General features: G+C 60.4%; 13 protein-coding genes and 1 pseudogene. 7 read left to right on the forward strand and 7 right to left on the reverse strand.

Going from position 1 to position 16,820, the window contains the following annotated elements; all coding sequences use genetic code 11:
• The first annotated feature begins 105 nt into the window (after window positions 1-105).
• From ACO77H_RS21520 to ACO77H_RS21530, 3 genes are read left to right on the forward strand one after another with little or no spacing between them, the layout of a single operon-like run.
• A complete protein-coding gene (locus ACO77H_RS21520) occupies window positions 106-1,023 on the forward strand; it encodes a putative 2-dehydropantoate 2-reductase (protein ID WP_432754541.1) in 918 nt (305 codons plus the stop codon).
• Between the two features lie 46 nt (window positions 1,024-1,069).
• On the forward strand, window positions 1,070-3,106 hold the full coding sequence (locus ACO77H_RS21525) for a sensor histidine kinase (protein WP_170057090.1): 2,037 nt from the start codon (window positions 1,070-1,072) through the stop codon (window positions 3,104-3,106).
• A 2-nt stretch (window positions 3,107-3,108) separates the two neighbouring features.
• Window positions 3,109-3,687 (forward strand): cob(I)yrinic acid a,c-diamide adenosyltransferase, encoded by a 579-nt coding sequence (locus tag ACO77H_RS21530; protein WP_169954658.1) that lies wholly within the window; start codon window positions 3,109-3,111, stop codon window positions 3,685-3,687.
• Window positions 3,688-3,814: 127 nt separating this feature from the next.
• Here ACO77H_RS21530 and ACO77H_RS21535 read toward each other — a convergent pair whose 3' ends face one another.
• The 3 genes from ACO77H_RS21535 to secA all read right to left on the reverse strand — a co-directional run bounded on the left by ACO77H_RS21535 (window position 3,815) and on the right by secA (window position 8,891).
• The gene (locus ACO77H_RS21535) at window positions 3,815-4,759 is read right to left on the reverse strand and encodes a Nudix family hydrolase (RefSeq protein WP_432754542.1); all 945 of its coding nucleotides are present in this window, start codon (window positions 4,757-4,759) and stop codon (window positions 3,815-3,817) included.
• A gap of 58 nt (window positions 4,760-4,817) precedes the next feature.
• The gene (gene argJ / locus ACO77H_RS21540) at window positions 4,818-6,035 is read right to left on the reverse strand and encodes a bifunctional glutamate N-acetyltransferase/amino-acid acetyltransferase ArgJ (RefSeq protein ID WP_432754543.1); all 1,218 of its coding nucleotides are present in this window, start codon (window positions 6,033-6,035) and stop codon (window positions 4,818-4,820) included.
• A gap of 120 nt (window positions 6,036-6,155) precedes the next feature.
• Complete coding sequence (gene secA, locus ACO77H_RS21545; RefSeq protein WP_169954655.1) at window positions 6,156-8,891, reverse strand: preprotein translocase subunit SecA; 2,736 nt, start codon at window positions 8,889-8,891, stop codon at window positions 6,156-6,158.
• A 308-nt stretch (window positions 8,892-9,199) separates the two neighbouring features.
• Between secA and ACO77H_RS21550 the strand changes: the two genes are divergently transcribed.
• Window positions 9,200-9,655, forward strand: coding sequence for a DUF721 domain-containing protein (locus ACO77H_RS21550; protein ID WP_169954654.1), 456 nt, complete (start codon window positions 9,200-9,202; stop codon window positions 9,653-9,655).
• Between the two features lie 129 nt (window positions 9,656-9,784).
• Here ACO77H_RS21550 and ACO77H_RS21555 read toward each other — a convergent pair whose 3' ends face one another.
• On the reverse strand, window positions 9,785-11,263 hold the full coding sequence (locus tag ACO77H_RS21555; protein WP_170041960.1) for a helicase HerA-like domain-containing protein: 1,479 nt from the start codon (window positions 11,261-11,263) through the stop codon (window positions 9,785-9,787).
• Between the two features lie 341 nt (window positions 11,264-11,604).
• On the opposite strand from ACO77H_RS21555, the pseudogene ACO77H_RS21560 reads away from it, so the two are divergent.
• Window positions 11,605-12,444, forward strand: a pseudogene (locus tag ACO77H_RS21560) (HAMP domain-containing protein); the annotation flags it as partial.
• A 141-nt stretch (window positions 12,445-12,585) separates the two neighbouring features.
• Window positions 12,586-13,350 carry a methyl-accepting chemotaxis protein gene (locus ACO77H_RS21565; protein ID WP_371923390.1) on the forward strand — a complete coding sequence of 255 codons (765 nt, stop codon included), beginning with the start codon at window positions 12,586-12,588 and terminating at the stop codon, window positions 13,348-13,350.
• Window positions 13,351-13,412: 62 nt separating this feature from the next.
• On the opposite strand, the gene ACO77H_RS21570 is transcribed toward ACO77H_RS21565, so the two are convergent.
• On the reverse strand, window positions 13,413-13,610 hold the full coding sequence (locus ACO77H_RS21570; protein WP_169954652.1) for a hypothetical protein: 198 nt from the start codon (window positions 13,608-13,610) through the stop codon (window positions 13,413-13,415).
• A gap of 71 nt (window positions 13,611-13,681) precedes the next feature.
• The gene (gene purU, locus ACO77H_RS21575) at window positions 13,682-14,530 is read right to left on the reverse strand and encodes a formyltetrahydrofolate deformylase (RefSeq protein ID WP_169954651.1); all 849 of its coding nucleotides are present in this window, start codon (window positions 14,528-14,530) and stop codon (window positions 13,682-13,684) included.
• A 349-nt stretch (window positions 14,531-14,879) separates the two neighbouring features.
• On the opposite strand from purU, the gene mvaT reads away from it, so the two are divergent.
• Window positions 14,880-15,254, forward strand: coding sequence for a histone-like nucleoid-structuring protein MvaT (gene mvaT / locus ACO77H_RS21580; protein WP_029295469.1), 375 nt, complete (start codon window positions 14,880-14,882; stop codon window positions 15,252-15,254).
• Between the two features lie 89 nt (window positions 15,255-15,343).
• Here mvaT and sbcB read toward each other — a convergent pair whose 3' ends face one another.
• Complete coding sequence (sbcB, locus tag ACO77H_RS21585) at window positions 15,344-16,771, reverse strand: exodeoxyribonuclease I (RefSeq protein ID WP_170041890.1); 1,428 nt, start codon at window positions 16,769-16,771, stop codon at window positions 15,344-15,346.
• Window positions 16,772-16,820 lie beyond the last annotated feature (49 nt).

A 16,820-nucleotide genomic window follows, 5' to 3' on the forward strand; every position in this document is an offset into this window, starting at 1 on the left:
AGTAGAGATGGAGCACGCCTGGCTTGCGGGTAAAATGCCGGGGCATTATAACGACTCTTTACCCTGAGCTGCTTGGCTCACCCAGCGGCTTACGGAGCAAAATTGATGTCCACCACCTGGCATGTCCTCGGCGCAGGCAGTCTCGGCACATTATGGGCCACACGCCTGGCCCGCGCAGGCCTGCCCGTTACGCTGATCCTGCGAGACCAGGCGCGCCTGGCCCGCTACCGGGCAGCGCCGGGGCTGACCCTGGTCGAGCAAGGGCATGTCCAGACTTATCCGGTGACGGCACAAACATCCGACAGCCCCGAGCCGATTGATCGCCTACTGGTCGCGTGTAAAGCCTACGACGCACCTGGCGCCGTCGCTCAGTTGGCCCAACGCCTGACACCCAACGCCGAGGTAATCTTGCTGCAGAACGGCCTGGGCAGCCAGGACGCGGTTGCCGCGCAACTGCCCCAGGCGCGTTGCATCTTCGCTTCCAGCACCGAGGGTGCGTTTCGCCAGAGCGATGGCAGCGTAGTGTTCGCCGGCCATGGCTTTACCTGGCTGGGTGACGCCACCCATCCCACGGCGCCGCTGTGGCTGGACGATTTGCACGCCGCCGGCATTCCCCACCAGTGGAGCACCGATATCCTCACGCGCCTGTGGCGAAAACTGGCACTCAACTGTGCGATCAATCCTCTGACCGTGCTCTATCAATGCCGCAATGGCGGACTACAGGCGCATCAATGCGAAGTAGCGACCTTGTGCGCCGAACTCGCCGAGCTGCTGGAGTGCTGCGGCCAGCCGGCGGCGGCCCAGGATTTGCAAACCGAAGTGGAGCGGGTGATCCAGGCGACGGCGGCGAACTTCTCGTCGATGTACCAGGATGTGGCCAACGGGCGGCGCACCGAGATCAGCTATCTGCTCGGCCATGCCTGCCAGGCGGCCTTGCGCCATCGCCTGAGCTTGCCACACCTGCAACAACTGCAGGTGCGCCTGGCCTGCTACCTGGACGCACGCGGATTGCCCAGCGACTGAGGCACGCGCTACCCTGCCGACTTGATCCTTGCCTGCGAACAACCTGATGCCACTGCGCCAGCGTCTCGAAAATCTCCCCGTTGGGCAGAAACTGCTGGCGGCCCTGCTGGTACTGCTGACCACCGTGCTGCTGGTGGCCAACCTGACCTTTATCAGCGCCGCCTACTGGATCTCCCAGGAAAGCATGGCCCCGCAAGCCTTGCAGGCTATTGGCCGGCTGGTCTCCAACCCGGCCCTCGCCGCGCAAGCCCTGGATTCTCCCGCCAAGGCCGACGCCCTGCTCAACGAGCTGACCAGCTATTCGCCACTACGGGCGGCGGCCCTGTATGACGGTGAAGGCAGTCGCCTGGCGCAGCTACAACACGGCGACCGCCTGCAACTGCCGGCACACTACCGCGACATCGAAGCCTGGCGGGTCACCGAATTTCGCAGCAATCAAATCATCACCCTGCCCCGCCCCGGCTTGCCCTCGGGGCATTTGCTGCTGGTGGCCAGTAGCGAACTGCCGGTCGCCTTCTACACCGGCACCCTGACCGCCAGCCTCGGCATCCTGATTTTCAGCATCCTGCTGTGGCTGGTGATCGCCCGACAGATCAAGCGCCTGATTACCCGGCCCATCCATGAGCTGGAAGAATTGTCGCGCCAGGTCACCCGCGAGGAGAACTACGCCCTGCGGGCCGGGCGCGGCAACCATGACGAAATCGGCAGCCTGGCCGAAGCGTTCAATACCATGCTGTCACGCATCGAAGCCCGCGAGCAGCAGCTCAAGCGTGCGCGGGACGACTCCCAGGCCGCCTATGACCAGGCCCAGGGCCTGGCCGAGGAAACACGGCATACCAACCGCAAGCTGGAGCTGGAAGTCCAGGTGCGCAGCAAAATCGAGAAAAAACTCACCGGTTTCCAGAATTATCTGAACAGCATCATCGACTCCATGCCATCTGCCTTGATCGCCCTGGACGAGCAGCTCTATGTCACCCAATGGAACCAGGAAGCCAGTGCCCTGTCCGGCACACGCCTGGGCGAAGCCCTGAACCAGCCGATCTTCCTTGCCTTCGAGCCGCTCAAGCCCTACCTGCCGCAGCTCAAGGCCGCGGTGGAACAGCACACGGTGGAGCGCATCGAGCGTGTCACCTGGGTCAAGGACGACGAGCCCAAGCACTATGCCCTGACCTTTTACCCGCTGATGGGCGGCGCCGGGCGCGGGGTGGTGATCCGCATCGATGACATCACCCAGCGTCTGTCCCTGGAAGAGATGATGGTGCAGTCGGAAAAAATGCTGTCGGTCGGCGGGCTGGCAGCGGGCATGGCCCACGAGATCAACAACCCCCTGGGGGCGATCCTGCATAACGTGCAAAACATCCGGCGGCGGCTGTCGGCGGACCTCCCGAAAAACCAGGAGCACGCCGAACAGGTGGGCGTGGAACTGGAGACGGTCAACCGCTACCTGCAAAGCCGCGAAGTACCGCAACTGCTCGACGGCATCCAGCAAGCCGGGGCCCGTGCGGCAAAAATCGTCACCCATATGCTCAGTTTCAGCCGCCGCAGCAATCGCCAGATGGCACCTTGCGACCTGCCAGCGTTGATCGACCAAGCGGTAGAAATTGCCGGTAACGACTTCGACCTGGCCATCGGCTTCGACTTCAAGGGCCAGGCAATCATCCGCCAGTTCGATCCTTTGCTGGGCCCGGTGCCTGGCACCGCCAACGAGCTGGAGCAGGTGCTGCTCAACCTGCTGAAAAACGCCGCCCAGGCCATCCACCTGCGCGAAGACGACAGCGAGCCGGGGCGTATCATCCTGCGCACCCGGCTCAACCCACCATGGGCCGAGATCCAGGTAGAGGACAATGGCATCGGCATGAGTGAGAACGTGCGCAAGCGCACCTTCGAGCCCTTCTTCACCACCAAGGAAATCGGCCAGGGCACAGGGCTGGGCCTGTCGGTCTCGTACTTCATCATCACCAACAATCACAAGGGCCAGATGGAGGTTCACTCCACCCTGGGCCAGGGCACCTGTTTCACCTTGCGCCTGCCGTTGGCCGGCAGCCAGCTTGCCCCCCACGAACTGACTCAACTGGAGCACTGACCATGGGCTTTCGCCTGTCGAAAATTTACACCCGTACCGGCGACAAAGGCGAAACCGGCCTGGGTGACGGCCGCCGCGTGCCCAAGGATCACCCCCGGGTGGAGGCGATCGGCGAGGTGGACAGCCTCAACAGCCAATTGGGCCTGCTGCTGGCCGGGCTTGAGGAGCAAAGCGGCCAGCATCCGGCGTTGAAGGATGTGATCGAGGTACTGACACCCTGCCAGCATCGACTGTTTGACCTAGGTGGCGAATTGGCGATGCCGGTCTATAAGGCGCTCAATGCGGGCGAGGTGGACCGGTTGGAAGCGGCGATTGATCGCTGGAATGAAGAAGTGGGGCCGTTGGAAAACTTCATCCTGCCCGGTGGTTCGGCGCTGATTGCCCAGGCCCATGTGTGCCGTAGCCTGGCCCGCAGCGCCGAGCGGCGCTGCCAGCAATTGAATGCACTGGAGCCGTTGGAGGGGGTAGGTTTGGCGTACATCAACCGGCTATCGGATTTGCTGTTTGTGGCAGCAAGGGTGATTGCCAGGCGGCAAGGGGTTGCGGAGGTTTTGTGGCAGGCGGCGGCTAAGCCGCACTGAGGTTATTGCTGGATTTTGTATTGCTTGAGCGGGCCTCATCGCGGGCAAGCCCGCTCCCACATTTTGATTTGTGAATACATTCAAATGTGGGAGCTGGCTTGCCTGCGATGGGGCCGGCACTGACGACTCACACCTCAGGCCAGAACGCCCGAATCCCCGCAACACCCTGCGCCCCGCTCTCCCAGGCCTTCTCCCGCTCGTCAGGCCCAACCCCACCCAACAGGAACACGGGCTTGCTGAAGCCTTTGATCAACTGCGCCGCCTGCTCCCAACCCAGAGGTTGCGCATCAGGGTGAGTCTGGGTCGGCTGCACCGGTGACAGAGTGACGAAGTCCACGTCCATCAATTCGGCCAATGCCAGTTCTTCGGCATTGTGGCAAGACGCCGCCAACCAGCGGTCCTTGGGCAACGGCCGGCCTTTGCTGGCGTATTTGCGCAGCTGCGCCGAAGTCATGTGCCATCCTGCCGCAGGGAAGTCGCCGAGCCATTCGAATGGCCCCTTGAGCATCAACTGCGCCTTGCCGGCACACAACCCCACTGCATCCACCGCCAGGTCGCGGTACTTGGGGTCGTAGCCATTGGGCGCGCGCAACTGAATCAGCTTGGTGCCACCGGCAATGGCTTTCTGGATACCGCGCAACAGCACCGGGGTTTCCAGTTCACCTGGGGTGATCAGGTAGTCGGCGGGCAGGCGGGCAGCAGCGACGATTGGTGCGTTGGCCGCTGGAAACTCGTAGCTCTGCAAGTCCCGTGGCGCCACCCATTCAAGAGGCTGCCCTTCTGCGCCATGGGGCTCGCCGGTAAACGCCGAAACCTCCCAGACATCCAGCAGCACCTGCTTGTCCGGGTAATCATGCTGAACCTGGATCAACGGTCGTGCGGTAGTGACCTGGATACCCAGTTCCTCCTGCAGCTCTCGGCCCAGTGCGGTGAAAACCGATTCATCGGCCTCCACCTTGCCTCCTGGAAACTCCCATAGGCCGCCCTGGTGCTGGGTGTCTGCACGACGCGCGAGCAAAATCCGGCCATCGGTACCGCGAATGACTGCGGCTGCTACATGAACTCGTTTCACGGTATTACGTCCTCTAAGCCGGCGCCTGCCGGGGCATTGCCAATGCCCCGAACAGGTATCAGGTGCGGTATTCGGCGTTGATCTTCACGTACTCGTGGGACAGGTCAGTGGTCCAGATGGTTTCGCTGCACTCACCGCGCCCCAGTTCGATACGGATGGTAATTTCTTCCTGCTGCATCACCGCCGAGCCCTGGGCTTCGGTGTAGGTTTGGGCACGGGCGCCACGGCTGGCGATGCACACATCGCCGAGGAACACGTCGATCTTGCTCACATCCAGGTTCGGCACGCCGGCACGGCCAACCGCGGCGAGGATCCGGCCCCAGTTCGGGTCGGACGCAAACAGCGCGGTCTTGATCAGCGGCGAGTGGGCCACGGTGTAGCCGACGTCCAGGCATTCCTGGTGATTGCCGCCGCCGTTGACTTCAACGGTGACGAACTTGGTCGCGCCTTCGCCGTCACGCACGATGGCCTGGGCCACGTCCATGCACACTTCAAATACTGCCTGCTTCAACGCCGCGAACAGCGGACCGTTGGACGAGGTGATTTGCGGCAGGTTGGCTTTGCCGGTGGCAATCAACATGCAGCAGTCGTTGGTCGAGGTATCGCCGTCGATGGTGATGCGGTTGAACGACTTGTTGGCGCCATCGAGCATCAGGTTTTGCAGCACGTCCCGGGAGACGTTGGCGTCGGTGGCGATGTAGCCGAGCATGGTCGCCATGTTCGGGCGGATCATGCCCGCGCCTTTGCTGATGCCGGTCACGGTGACGGTCACGCCTTCATGCACGAACTGGCGGCTGGCGCCCTTGGGCAAGGTGTCGGTGGTCATGATCCCGGTGGCCGCGGCCGCCCAGTTATCCACGGACAGGTCGTCCAGCGCGGCTTGCAGTGCGCCTTCGATTTTTTCCACGGGCAACGGCTCGCCGATCACCCCGGTGGAGTACGGCAGCACCTGGCTGGCGTCCACGCCGGTCAACTCCGCGAGTTTGGCGCAGGTGCGCGCAGCCGCGGCCAGGCCAGGCTCGCCGGTGCCGGCGTTGGCATTGCCGGTGTTGGTCAACAGGTAGCGCACCGGGCCTTCGACACGTTGCTTGGCGAGGATCACGGGCGCCGCGCAAAACGCGTTCAGGGTGAACACGCCGGCGATGGTCGAACCTTCGGCACAGCGCATCACTACCACGTCCTTGCGCCCGGGGCGCTTGATACCGGCCGAAGCGATACCGAGTTCAAAACCGGCAACCGGGTGCAACGTGGGCAAAGGACCAAGACCAACAGCCATGAATGCGCTCCTTAACGATGTGATGTCTGCACCGTCGTCGTCGACGGTGATTAAATGGCAAAACGCCGCGACGGCTGATGCCGGTCGCGGCGCGGGGTATTGCAGCTTCAGGCAAAAATCTTAATTGATTTCGCCGTGGCAGTGTTTGAACTTCTTGCCCGAACCGCACCAGCACGGCTCGTTGCGGCCCAGCTTCTGCTCATTGCGTACCGGCGCCTGGGCCAGGGCCACATCGACCTCTTCGCCCAACACTTGCGGCGACTCAAGGCCTGGTGCTTCGTCATGCTGGAACTGCATGCGCGCGGCAAGGGCTTCGGCTTCCTGACGCAGACGGGCTTCTTCCTCGATCGGGTCTTCGCGACGCACCTGAACATGGGACAGCACACGAATCGAATCGCGCTTGATCGAATCCAGCAACTCGGAGAACAGCGTGAACGACTCGCGCTTGTACTCCTGCTTCGGGTTCTTCTGGGCGTAGCCACGCAGGTGGATGCCGTGACGCAGGTGGTCCATGGTCGACAAGTGGTCTTTCCACAGGTCGTCCAGCACACGCAGAACGATTTGCTTCTCGAAGGTGCGCAGTGCTTCGGCGCTGGCTTGCTCTTCTTTCTCGTTGTACGCGGCCAGCAGTTCGGCCATCAGTTTTTCGCGCAGGGTTTCTTCGTACAGGTGGTCGTCTTCGTCGAGCCATTGCTGGACCGGCAGATCGACACCGAAGTCGCTCTTCAACGCCGCTTCCAGGCCGGCAACATCCCACTGTTCAGGCAGGGACTGTGGCGGGATATGGGCGCTGACGGTGGCGTTGAGCACGTCCTGACGGAAGTCGGCGATGGTTTCGCCAATGTTGTCGGCGGCCAGCAACGTGTTACGCATGTGATAAATCACTTTACGCTGTTCGTTGTTGACGTCATCGAACTCCAGCAGTTGCTTACGAATGTCGAAGTTGCGGCCTTCGACCTTGCGCTGGGCCTTTTCGATGGCGTTGGTCACCATGCGGTGCTCGATCGCTTCACCGGACTGCATGCCCAGGGCCTTCATGAAGTTCTTCACCCGATCCGAGGCGAAGATACGCATCAGGCTGTCTTCCAGGGACAGATAGAAGCGGCTGGAACCGGCGTCGCCCTGGCGACCGGCACGGCCACGCAGCTGGTTGTCGATACGGCGCGACTCATGGCGCTCAGACGCGATCACCTGCAAACCACCGGATTCCAGTACTGCCTGGTGGCGTTTCTGCCAGTCGGCCTTGATCTGGGCGATCTGCTCAGGGGTCGGGTTGTCCAGGGAAGCCACTTCCACTTCCCAGTTGCCGCCCAACAGGATGTCGGTACCACGACCGGCCATGTTGGTAGCGATGGTCAGCGCGCCAGGGCGACCGGCCTGGGCAATGATCTCGGCTTCTTTTTCGTGGAACTTGGCGTTGAGGACCTTGTGCTCGATACCTTCCTTGTTGAGCAGGTTCGACATGTGCTCGGAGGTTTCGATGGTCGCAGTACCCACCAGGACCGGACGGCCTTGGGTCATGCACTCCTTGATGTCGGCGACGATGGCTGCGTATTTCTCGTCAGCGGTCAGGAACACCAGGTCGTTGTAGTCTTTACGCGCCAGCGGTTTGTTCGGCGGGATGACCATCACCGACAGACCGTAGATCTGGTGGAATTCGAACGCTTCGGTATCAGCGGTACCGGTCATGCCGGACAGCTTGTTGTACAGGCGGAAGTAGTTCTGGAAGGTGGTCGAGGCCAATGTCTGGCTCTCGGCCTGGATATTGAGCACTTCTTTGGCTTCGATGGCCTGGTGTAGGCCTTCGGACAAACGACGACCGGGCATGGTACGGCCGGTGTGTTCGTCGACCAGTACCACCTGGCCGTCCTGGACGATGTATTCAACGTTGCGGTGGAACAGCTTGTGGGCGCGCAGGCCGGCATACACGTGGGTCAGCAGGCCCAGGTTGTGTGCCGAGTACAGGCTTTCGCCTTCCGCCAGCAGGCCGATCTGGGTCAGCATCTCTTCGACGAACTGGTGACCGGCTTCGTTGAGCTCGACCTGGCGGGTCTTCTCGTCGATGGAGTAATGACCTTCTTTGGTCACCACGCCTTCCACTTCCTCGATATGTTGCTCAAGGCGCGGGATCAGCTTGTTGATCTCGGTGTACAGGCGCGAGCTGTCCTCGGCCTGCCCGGAGATGATCAGCGGGGTACGGGCTTCGTCGATGAGGATGGAGTCGACTTCGTCGATCACGGCAAAGTTGAGTTCGCGCTGGAATTTTTCTTCCATGCTGAACGCCATGTTGTCGCGCAGGTAGTCGAAACCGAATTCGTTGTTGGTGCCGTAGGTGATGTCGGCGGCGTAGGCGGCGCGCTTCTCTTCCGGCGGCTGGAACGGCGTTACCACGCCGACGGTCAGGCCGAGGAATTCATACAGCGGGCGCATCCAGTTGGCGTCCCGGCGGGCCAGGTAGTCGTTCACCGTCACAACGTGCACGCCCTTGCCGGACAGTGCGTTGAGGTAAACACCCAGGGTTGCTACCAGGGTCTTGCCTTCACCGGTACGCATTTCGGCGATCATGCCTTCATGCAGGGTCATGCCGCCGATCAACTGGACGTCGAAGTGGCGCATGCCCATCACCCGCTTACCGGCTTCGCGGGCGACCGCAAAGGCTTCGGGCAGCAGTTTGTCGAGGGTTTCACCTTTGGCTATGCGGGCCTTGAACTCTTCGGTCTTGGCGCGCAATTGCTCGTCCGACAAAGCAACCATCTGCTCTTCGAAGGCATTGACCAGCTGCACCGTCTTGAGCATGCGTTTGACTTCGCGCTCATTCTTGCTTCCAAAAAGTTTCTTTAACAAAGGCGCAAACATATCGGCAGGTTCTTCCACACATTAGGGATGAAGGGGCGCCCCGTAAGTCGCCCGAGCAGCCCTCACGGCCGCATGCGAACGAGCATTCTACCCGGAAACGAGGGTGAGGAAAGTGGCGTTGTTCCACGATGCAGACACAGCGTTACGGGAGGGCTTGTTTAAAATAAGGGCTTTTTGCTGAACTTCAACCCATTCGAGCGAGAAGTTACTTATTGATTTAATGGATAAACTGCTGACAAAGCAATGACCAAGGTGCCGCACACGCTTTCTGCTACCATGGCCGCTCTGTTACCTAAGGTGTCTAGATCATGGCATTTCGCCCTCTTACGGCCCGTGCTCCCGCCGTGTTGCTGCGCGAAGCCAAGCCGTTAAAAGCCATCTTTGGCCATGCGCAACGCCTGGGCCACCTGCAACGCCTCCTGGAAACCCAACTGCAACCTGCGGCCCGCGAGCACTGTCATGTGGCGTCATGGCGTGAAGGCACGCTACTGCTGATCGTCACCGATGGGCATTGGGCGACCCGCCTGCGTTACCAGCAAAAACGCTTGCAGCGCCAGTTACAGGCGTTTGATGTGTTTGCCAGCCTGCTGCGCATTCAGTTCAAGGTCCAGCCACCGACCGTACAGCAAGGTGCGGTGGGGCATACCATGGATTTGTCGGTGAATGCCGCCGAAACCATCCAGGCGACGGCGGACGGGATTAGCGATCCAAAGCTGCGTGCGGCGCTGGAGCGGCTGGCCAGTCATGGCAAGCCCAAGGCCTGAAAACTGCACAACCCCATGTAGGAGCGAGCTTGCTCGCGATTGCGGCGTGCCAGTCGGCACATGTATCGACTGATACACCGCAATCGCGGGCAAGCCCGCTCCCACAATGGGTTGTATAGACCTTGATGGCTACTTACGCTTGCTACCGCCAAGCAAGGACCCCAGCAGCCCGCGCACCAACTGGCGGCCCATCTGGTTGGCCGCCTGCTGCATCGCAGACTTGAGGGCCTTGCCCGCGGTGGTTCCCAGGAACGCGCCGGCCTTGTCGGTGAAGCTCGGTTCTTCAGCGGCGGGCGCAGCACTTGCCGCAGGTCCCAGCTCCTTGCGTGCCATCAGCACTTCATAGGCCGACTCACGATCAACCGGCTTGTCGTAGCGCCCCAAAAGCGACGAACTGGCGATCAAGGCCGTACGCTCGGCGGCGGTCAATGGCCCGATCCGTGATTGCGGCGGTGCCACCAGCACCCGTTGGACTACCTCAGGCGTGCCTTTTTCCTGCAGCGTGCCCACCAGCGCCTCACCCGTGCCCAGTTCGGTCAACACCGCCAGCGCATCAAACGCCGGGTTCGGCCGGAAACCATCAGCCACCGCCCGCAGGGATTTTTGTTCCTTGGTGGTGAATGCGCGCAGGCCATGCTGGATCCGCAAGCCCAACTGGGCCAGCACGTTGTCCGGCAAGTCGCCCGGCGATTGGGTGACAAAATATACCCCCACGCCTTTGGAGCGAATCAGCCGCACCACTTGTTCCAGGCGGTCCTGCAAGGCCTTGGGCGTATCGGCAAACAGCAAATGCGCCTCGTCGAAAAACAGCGCCAGCAGCGGCTTGTCGGCATCCCCGCGCTCCGGCAACTGCTCGAACAGCTCCGCCAGCAGCCACAGCAAGAAGGTCGCATAAACCTTGGGCGACTCGTGCACCAGGCGGCTGGCATCCAACAGATGAATGCGCCCTCGCCCATCGCTGGCCGGTTGCAGAATATCTTCCAGTTGCAGCGCCGGCTCGCCGAACAGGGCTTCGGCGCCCTGCTGTTCCAGCACGGCCAGGCGCCGCAGCAAAGCCTGGCTGGAGCCCGTGGTCATCAGGGCCGCATCATCGCCCAGCAGCTCGGGGTGGAACTTGAGGTGGTTGAGCAGGGCCTTGAGGTCCTTGAGATCCAGCAGCAGCAAGCCCTCGCGGTCTGCCACTTTAAACGCTGCATAGAGGGTCGACTGCTGGCTGTCGGTCAACTCCAGCAGGCTGCCCAGCAACAGTGGGCCCATTTCGCTCAAGGTTGTACGAAGTGGATGACCGGACTGACCGTGGATATCCCACAGAGTTACCGGATATGCCTTAGGTGCGTAATTCAGGAAAGGCATGCCGGCAATCCGCTCGGCCACCTTGCCCTGGGGGTTGCCCGCGGCGCCGAGGCCACACAGGTCACCCTTGATATCGGCGGCGAACACCGCGACGCCAGCATCACTGAACGCCTCCGCCAGCCGCTGCAACGTCACGGTCTTGCCGGTGCCGGTGGCGCCGGCAATCAGGCCATGGCGATTAGCCAGGCGCATGGCCTGGGCAATGGGCTGGCCTTCAAGGTCTGCGCCAATAAGAAGTTGCGAGGAGTCAGGCATTTTGTCACCCATGGTTAATCTTTAGCGCTGCACGGTCGATACAGACAAAGCGAGAGACCCAAAAAGTCTAAAAAAGTTAGACCGGATAATTCCTGCAGGAGCAGATGGAAATATCACACTTTATTTAACGCTGCCATTTGTGCGTTTCCATAAAAGACGCGCCTCGGACATTAAGACCTTAGCGGACACGACGAGCCATGAATAAAAATCTGCGCTTCAGCCACAAAATCCTGCTTGCAGCCGCCCTTATCGTCATTGCCGCATTTGCGTTGTTCACGTTGTACAACGACTACCTGCAACGAAACGCGATTCGCGACGACCTCGACAGCTACCTGCATGAAATGGGCGGCGTCACCGCCAGCAATACCCAGAGCTGGCTGGCCGGGCGTATTGTCCTGGTGGAAAACGCCGCCCAGAACATCGCCATCAATCCCGAGCCGAGTGTGGTCGCCAACCTGCTCGAGCAGAAAGCCCTGACGTCATCGTTCATGGCAACCTACCTGGGTGACAGCAAAGGCGGCTTCACCATCCGCCCCGACGCGAAGATGCCCGACGGCTTCGACCCGCGTGCACGTCCCTGGTACAAAGGCGCCCAGGCCAGCAATGGCTCGACCCTGACCGAACCCTATATCGACGCGGCCACCGGCCAGTTGATCATTTCCATCGCCACTCCCAGCAGCCAGGCCGGGCGAAGCGTCGGCGTGGTGGGCGGTGACCTGAGCCTGCAAACCCTGGTGGACAACATCGGCGCCCTGAGCTTCGGCGGCATGGGCTATGCGTTCCTGGTCAGTGCCGACGGCAAGATTCTGGTGCACCCGGATAAAAGCCTGGTGATGAAGACCCTGGGCGAGGCGTACCCGAACCAGACCGTCAAGATCAGTGCTGACTTCAGCGAAATCAAGGTTGATGGCAAAACCCGCATCGTCACCTTCGCCCCGATCAAGGGCTTGCCGTCGGTGAACTGGTATATCGGTCTGTCAGTAGATAAAGACAAATCCTTCGCCATGCTCAGCGAATTCCGCACTTCGGCCATCATTGCCACCGTGATTGCCGTGGCGATCATCATTGCGTTGCTGGGCATGCTGATCCGCGTGCTGATGCAACCGCTGCATGTAATGACCCGGGCCATGGAAGACATCGCCGATGGCGAAGGCGACCTCACGCGCCGCCTGACGATCCAGAACCATGACGAATTCGGCATCCTCGGCAAAGCCTTCAACCGCTTTGTGGAACGGATTCACACCTCGATTCGCGAAGTGTCCTCCGCCACCGGCCAGGTCAATGAAGTGGCGTTGCGCGTGGTCAGCGCCTCCAACTCGTCGATGGTCAACTCCGACGAACAGGCCAACCGCACCAACAGTGTCGCGGCAGCGATCAACCAGTTGGGCGCCGCCGCCCAGGAAATTGCCCGTAATGCCGCGCAGGCCTCGCACCAGGCCAGCGATGCCCGCCACCTGGCCGAAGATGGCCAGCAAGTGGTGGAGCGCAACATCAAGGCCATGACGCAACTGTCCGAAATGATCAGCGCCTCCAGCAGCAATATCGAGGCGCTCAACAGCAAGACCGTGAATATCGGGCAGATCCTCGAAGTGATCACCAGTATTTCCCAGCAAACCAACCTCCTGGCGCTCAATGCGGCCATCGAGGCGGCGCGCGCCGGGGAAGCCGGACGCGGGTTTGCGGTGGTGGCCGACGAGGTGCGCAACCTGGCCCATCGCACCCAGGAGTCGGCGCAACAGGTGCAAAAGATGATCGAGGAGCTGCAAGTCGGCGCCCGAGACTCAGTCAGCACCATGAGCGAAAGCCAGCGCCACAGCCTCGACAGCGTAGAAATCGCCAACCTGGCAGGCGAACGCCTGAGCAGCGTGACCCAGCGTATCGGGGAAATCGACGGCATGAACCAATCGGTGGCCACCGCCACCGAGGAGCAGACCTCGGTGGTGGAGTCGATCAACATCGATATCACCGAGATCAATACGCTCAACCAGGAAGGCGTGGAAAACCTGCAATCCACCTTGCGCGCCTGCTCTGACCTGGAGCAGCAAGCGGCACGCTTGAAACAACTGGTGGGGAGCTTCCGTATCTAAACCCGAGGACATCGCAAATCAACTGTAGGAGCCGCCTCGCTCAGGCTCGACAGCTCCTACATTCAATCTGCGTTGTGTTTGCCAGGGCCGGGCTTGTCGTGCGGCTCTGACTCTTCCTGCAATTGCTCCCACAACCGGGCGGCGTCGGGGAAATCCGTGCCGTCCTCGGCATCCAGGGCATCCGGATCGTAGCGGCTCAAGCAACCCTCGCCCAAGGTGGCGGGTGCCTTGGACGTGGCTTTATCCAGGGGATCACTCATCGTTCGACCCTCATAGCTGACACAAATAAAAAGGGCCTGGGTGATTTAACGCCCAGGCCCTTTTTGCTTTATCAGAACACTACAGTCTTGTTGCCGTGTACCAGCACGCGGTCCTCCAGGTGATAGCGCAGGCCACGGGCCAGGACCATCTTCTCGACATCGCGGCCGAAGCGCACCATGTCTTCAATGCTGTCGCTATGGCTGACGCGTACCACGTCCTGCTCGATGATGGGACCTGCGTCCAGCTCTTCGGTGACGTAGTGGCAGGTTGCGCCAATCAGCTTCACACCGCGCAGGGACGCCTGGTGGTACGGCTTGGCCCCGACAAACGACGGCAGGAAGCTGTGGTGGATGTTAATCACCTTGCCTGCATATTCGCGGCACAGTTCCGGCGGCAGGATTTGCATGTAGCGCGCCAGCACCACGACGTCCGCTTCATGCTGCTCGACCAGGCGCGAGACTTCGGTGAAGGCTGGCTGTTTGTTCTGCGCGTCGACCGGCACGTGGTAGTACGGAATGCCGTGCCACTCGACCATGCTGCGCAGGTCATCGTGGTTGGAAATCACGCAAGCGATCTCACAGTCCAGTTCATCGCTGTGCCAGCGGTGCAGCAAGTCCGCCAGGCAATGGGACTCGCGGCTGGCCATCAGGACCACACGCTTTTTCTGCTCGGTGTCGGTGATGCGCCATGTCATCGAGAACTCTTCGGCGATTGGCGCAAATGCCTCGCGAAATGCCTCCAGGCCAAAGGGCAGCGTGTCGGCACGGATTTCGTGGCGCATGAAAAACCAACCGCTGAGATTGTCCGAGTGATGACTCGCTTCGGTGATCCAGCCGTTGTGAGAGGCCAGAAAGTTACTGACTTTAGCGACGATACCAACCCGATCCGGGCAGGCAATCACCAGACGAAAAGTGCGCATTAGGGGCAAACTCCAGAACTTCGCAAAGGCCGCCATTCTAGCGATACCGTAGAAAAACTGCAGTATTCCTCAACGCTTATTCGCGCAATTCCTTGTGGTGTCCCTAAACAGAGTACGGTTTTTACCTGGGCGTTATGTGTGTACAAGCATCTGTTACCACAATTACCCAAGATCTAAGGAGAATATCTTTAGCCGCTCGAGCGCACTAAATAATGCACTCCGAGCCTCTGGCTACAAACATTCAAAGTAAATTACATAAAACCGAGCTTAAATGTTTACTTGGGGAAACTGTCTGACTATTATTAGGCCACTATCCCTGTCCCTCAGCGCCCCGCATAAGGTAGTCCACATGTCCCTGATCAACGAATACCGTGCCACCGAAGAAGCTATCAAAGAGCTGCAAGCCCGTTTGAAGAATCTGTCCCAAGACGACAAACTGCAAACCGAGCTGGAATTCGAAGGCAAATTGCGCACCCTGATGGGTGAATACTCCAAGTCCCTGCGTGACATCATTGCGCTGCTGGATCCGGAATCGAAAGTTAAAGCACCACGCGGCGCGGTAAAAGTTACCGGCACCAAGCGCGCGCGTAAGGTCAAGCAGTACAAAAACCCGCACAACGGCGAAGTGATTGAAACCAAAGGTGGCAACCACAAGACTCTGAAAGAGTGGAAAGCCAAGTGGGGCGGTGACGTGGTTGAAGGCTGGGCTACCCTGCTGGGCTAAGGCTCGCCAGGTCGCCACCTGATTCGCGACACAATAAAAAACGCCAGTTCGCTGGCGTTTTTTATTGCCCACTGTTTATCAAAGGTCGATTACAGGCTCAGCCGCCGGCGTAAAGCATCAACATATTCTTGCCATTCATCCAGTACCTGGCGCTGAAACGATGTAGCACTAACGTCCAATTCAAGCCTGGCCTTATTGAAACTCTCGAGGGTATTGGGGGCACCGTAATCCGCGTCTGACAAGCGTTGCTGACAGAACAATTTCCAGCGTTGTTGCTCTTCATCGTCCAAGGTGTACGCAAAGTTACGGGCACGATAGCGAAACAATAATTCCGGCAAACGATGATCATCAAAAGGCCACTGCTGGCGCGCTAGTTGCGCAGGTTCGGCAGTGCGGACTTGTTCACATAACCGCCGATCCCGATCACCAATAAAACCATCGTAGAGCTGTTGCTCCGGGTCAGCGCTGGCGGCGAAATCTTCTTCGGCATAAATCGCCGGCAATTTATCCCGCCAAAGTTCCTGTGCGTCAGTTAGCCGCAGCGCCCGGGCCTGATATTCAGGCATGTCCAGGTTCAAACGCTGCTGGTCTTGCGCGCGCAATACACTCAGCGGCGCGACCACCGGGCAACGATTGATGTGCACTAATTTGAGCGGCACCGGCAATTCGCCGTCGGCCAACTCATCGCGCCGGGTATACAGGCGCCGGCGCAGGGTTTCGGCATCCAGGTCCAGCAGGCCCTGTGGGTCGAGCCCCAGGTCACAGACAATCAACGCGTTGCGATTGCGCGGATGCCAAGCCAACGGCAGGACCACTCCCAGGTAATGACGCTCGGCAGAAAAACGCCCGGAAATATGCACCATGGGCTGCAACAGGCGGATCTGATCCATGACCCGCTGTTTGCTGCGCAGTTGAAACAGCCAGTCGTACAACTTGGGTTGTTTTTCCCGGACCAATCGCGCCAGGGCAATGGTGGCGCGCACGTCGGCCAAGGCCTCGTGGGCCTGGCCATGGTCGATCCCGTTGGCCTGGGTCAAGCGCTCCAGCTTGAGGGTCACGCGCCCGTCCTGCTCGGGCCAGACGATTCCGTCTGGGCGCAGGGCATAGGCCGTGCGCAGCACATCGATCAAGTCCCAGCGACTGTTGCCGCCCTGCCATTCCCGAGCATAGGGGTCGAAAAAATTGCGGTACAAGCTGTAGCGGGTCATTTCGTCGTCGAAACGCAGGGTGTTGTAACCCGCGCCGCAAGTGCCGGGGGCCGCCAGCTCAGCATGCACCCGCGTCATGAAGTCGGCTTCGGCCAGGCCTTTTTCCGCCAGTTGGCCAGGGGTAATGCCGGTGATCATGCAAGCCGCCGGGTGCGGCAGGATATCGTCGCTGGGCTGGCAATAGAGGTTGACCGGCGGCCCTACCTCGTTGAGGTCATGGTCGGTGCGAATTCCCGCAACCTGCAGCGGGCGGTCGCTGCGCGGGTTGATGCCGGTGGTTTCATAGTCGTACCAGAAGATCGAGGTCACGGGCTATTCCTGTGCTGAAGACCGACAAAGTCTAGGCGCTGGACGCCGC

The sequence above is a fragment of the Pseudomonas sp. WMBT8 genome (assembly GCF_050916005.1).
Classification (GTDB): domain Bacteria; phylum Pseudomonadota; class Gammaproteobacteria; order Pseudomonadales; family Pseudomonadaceae; genus Aquipseudomonas.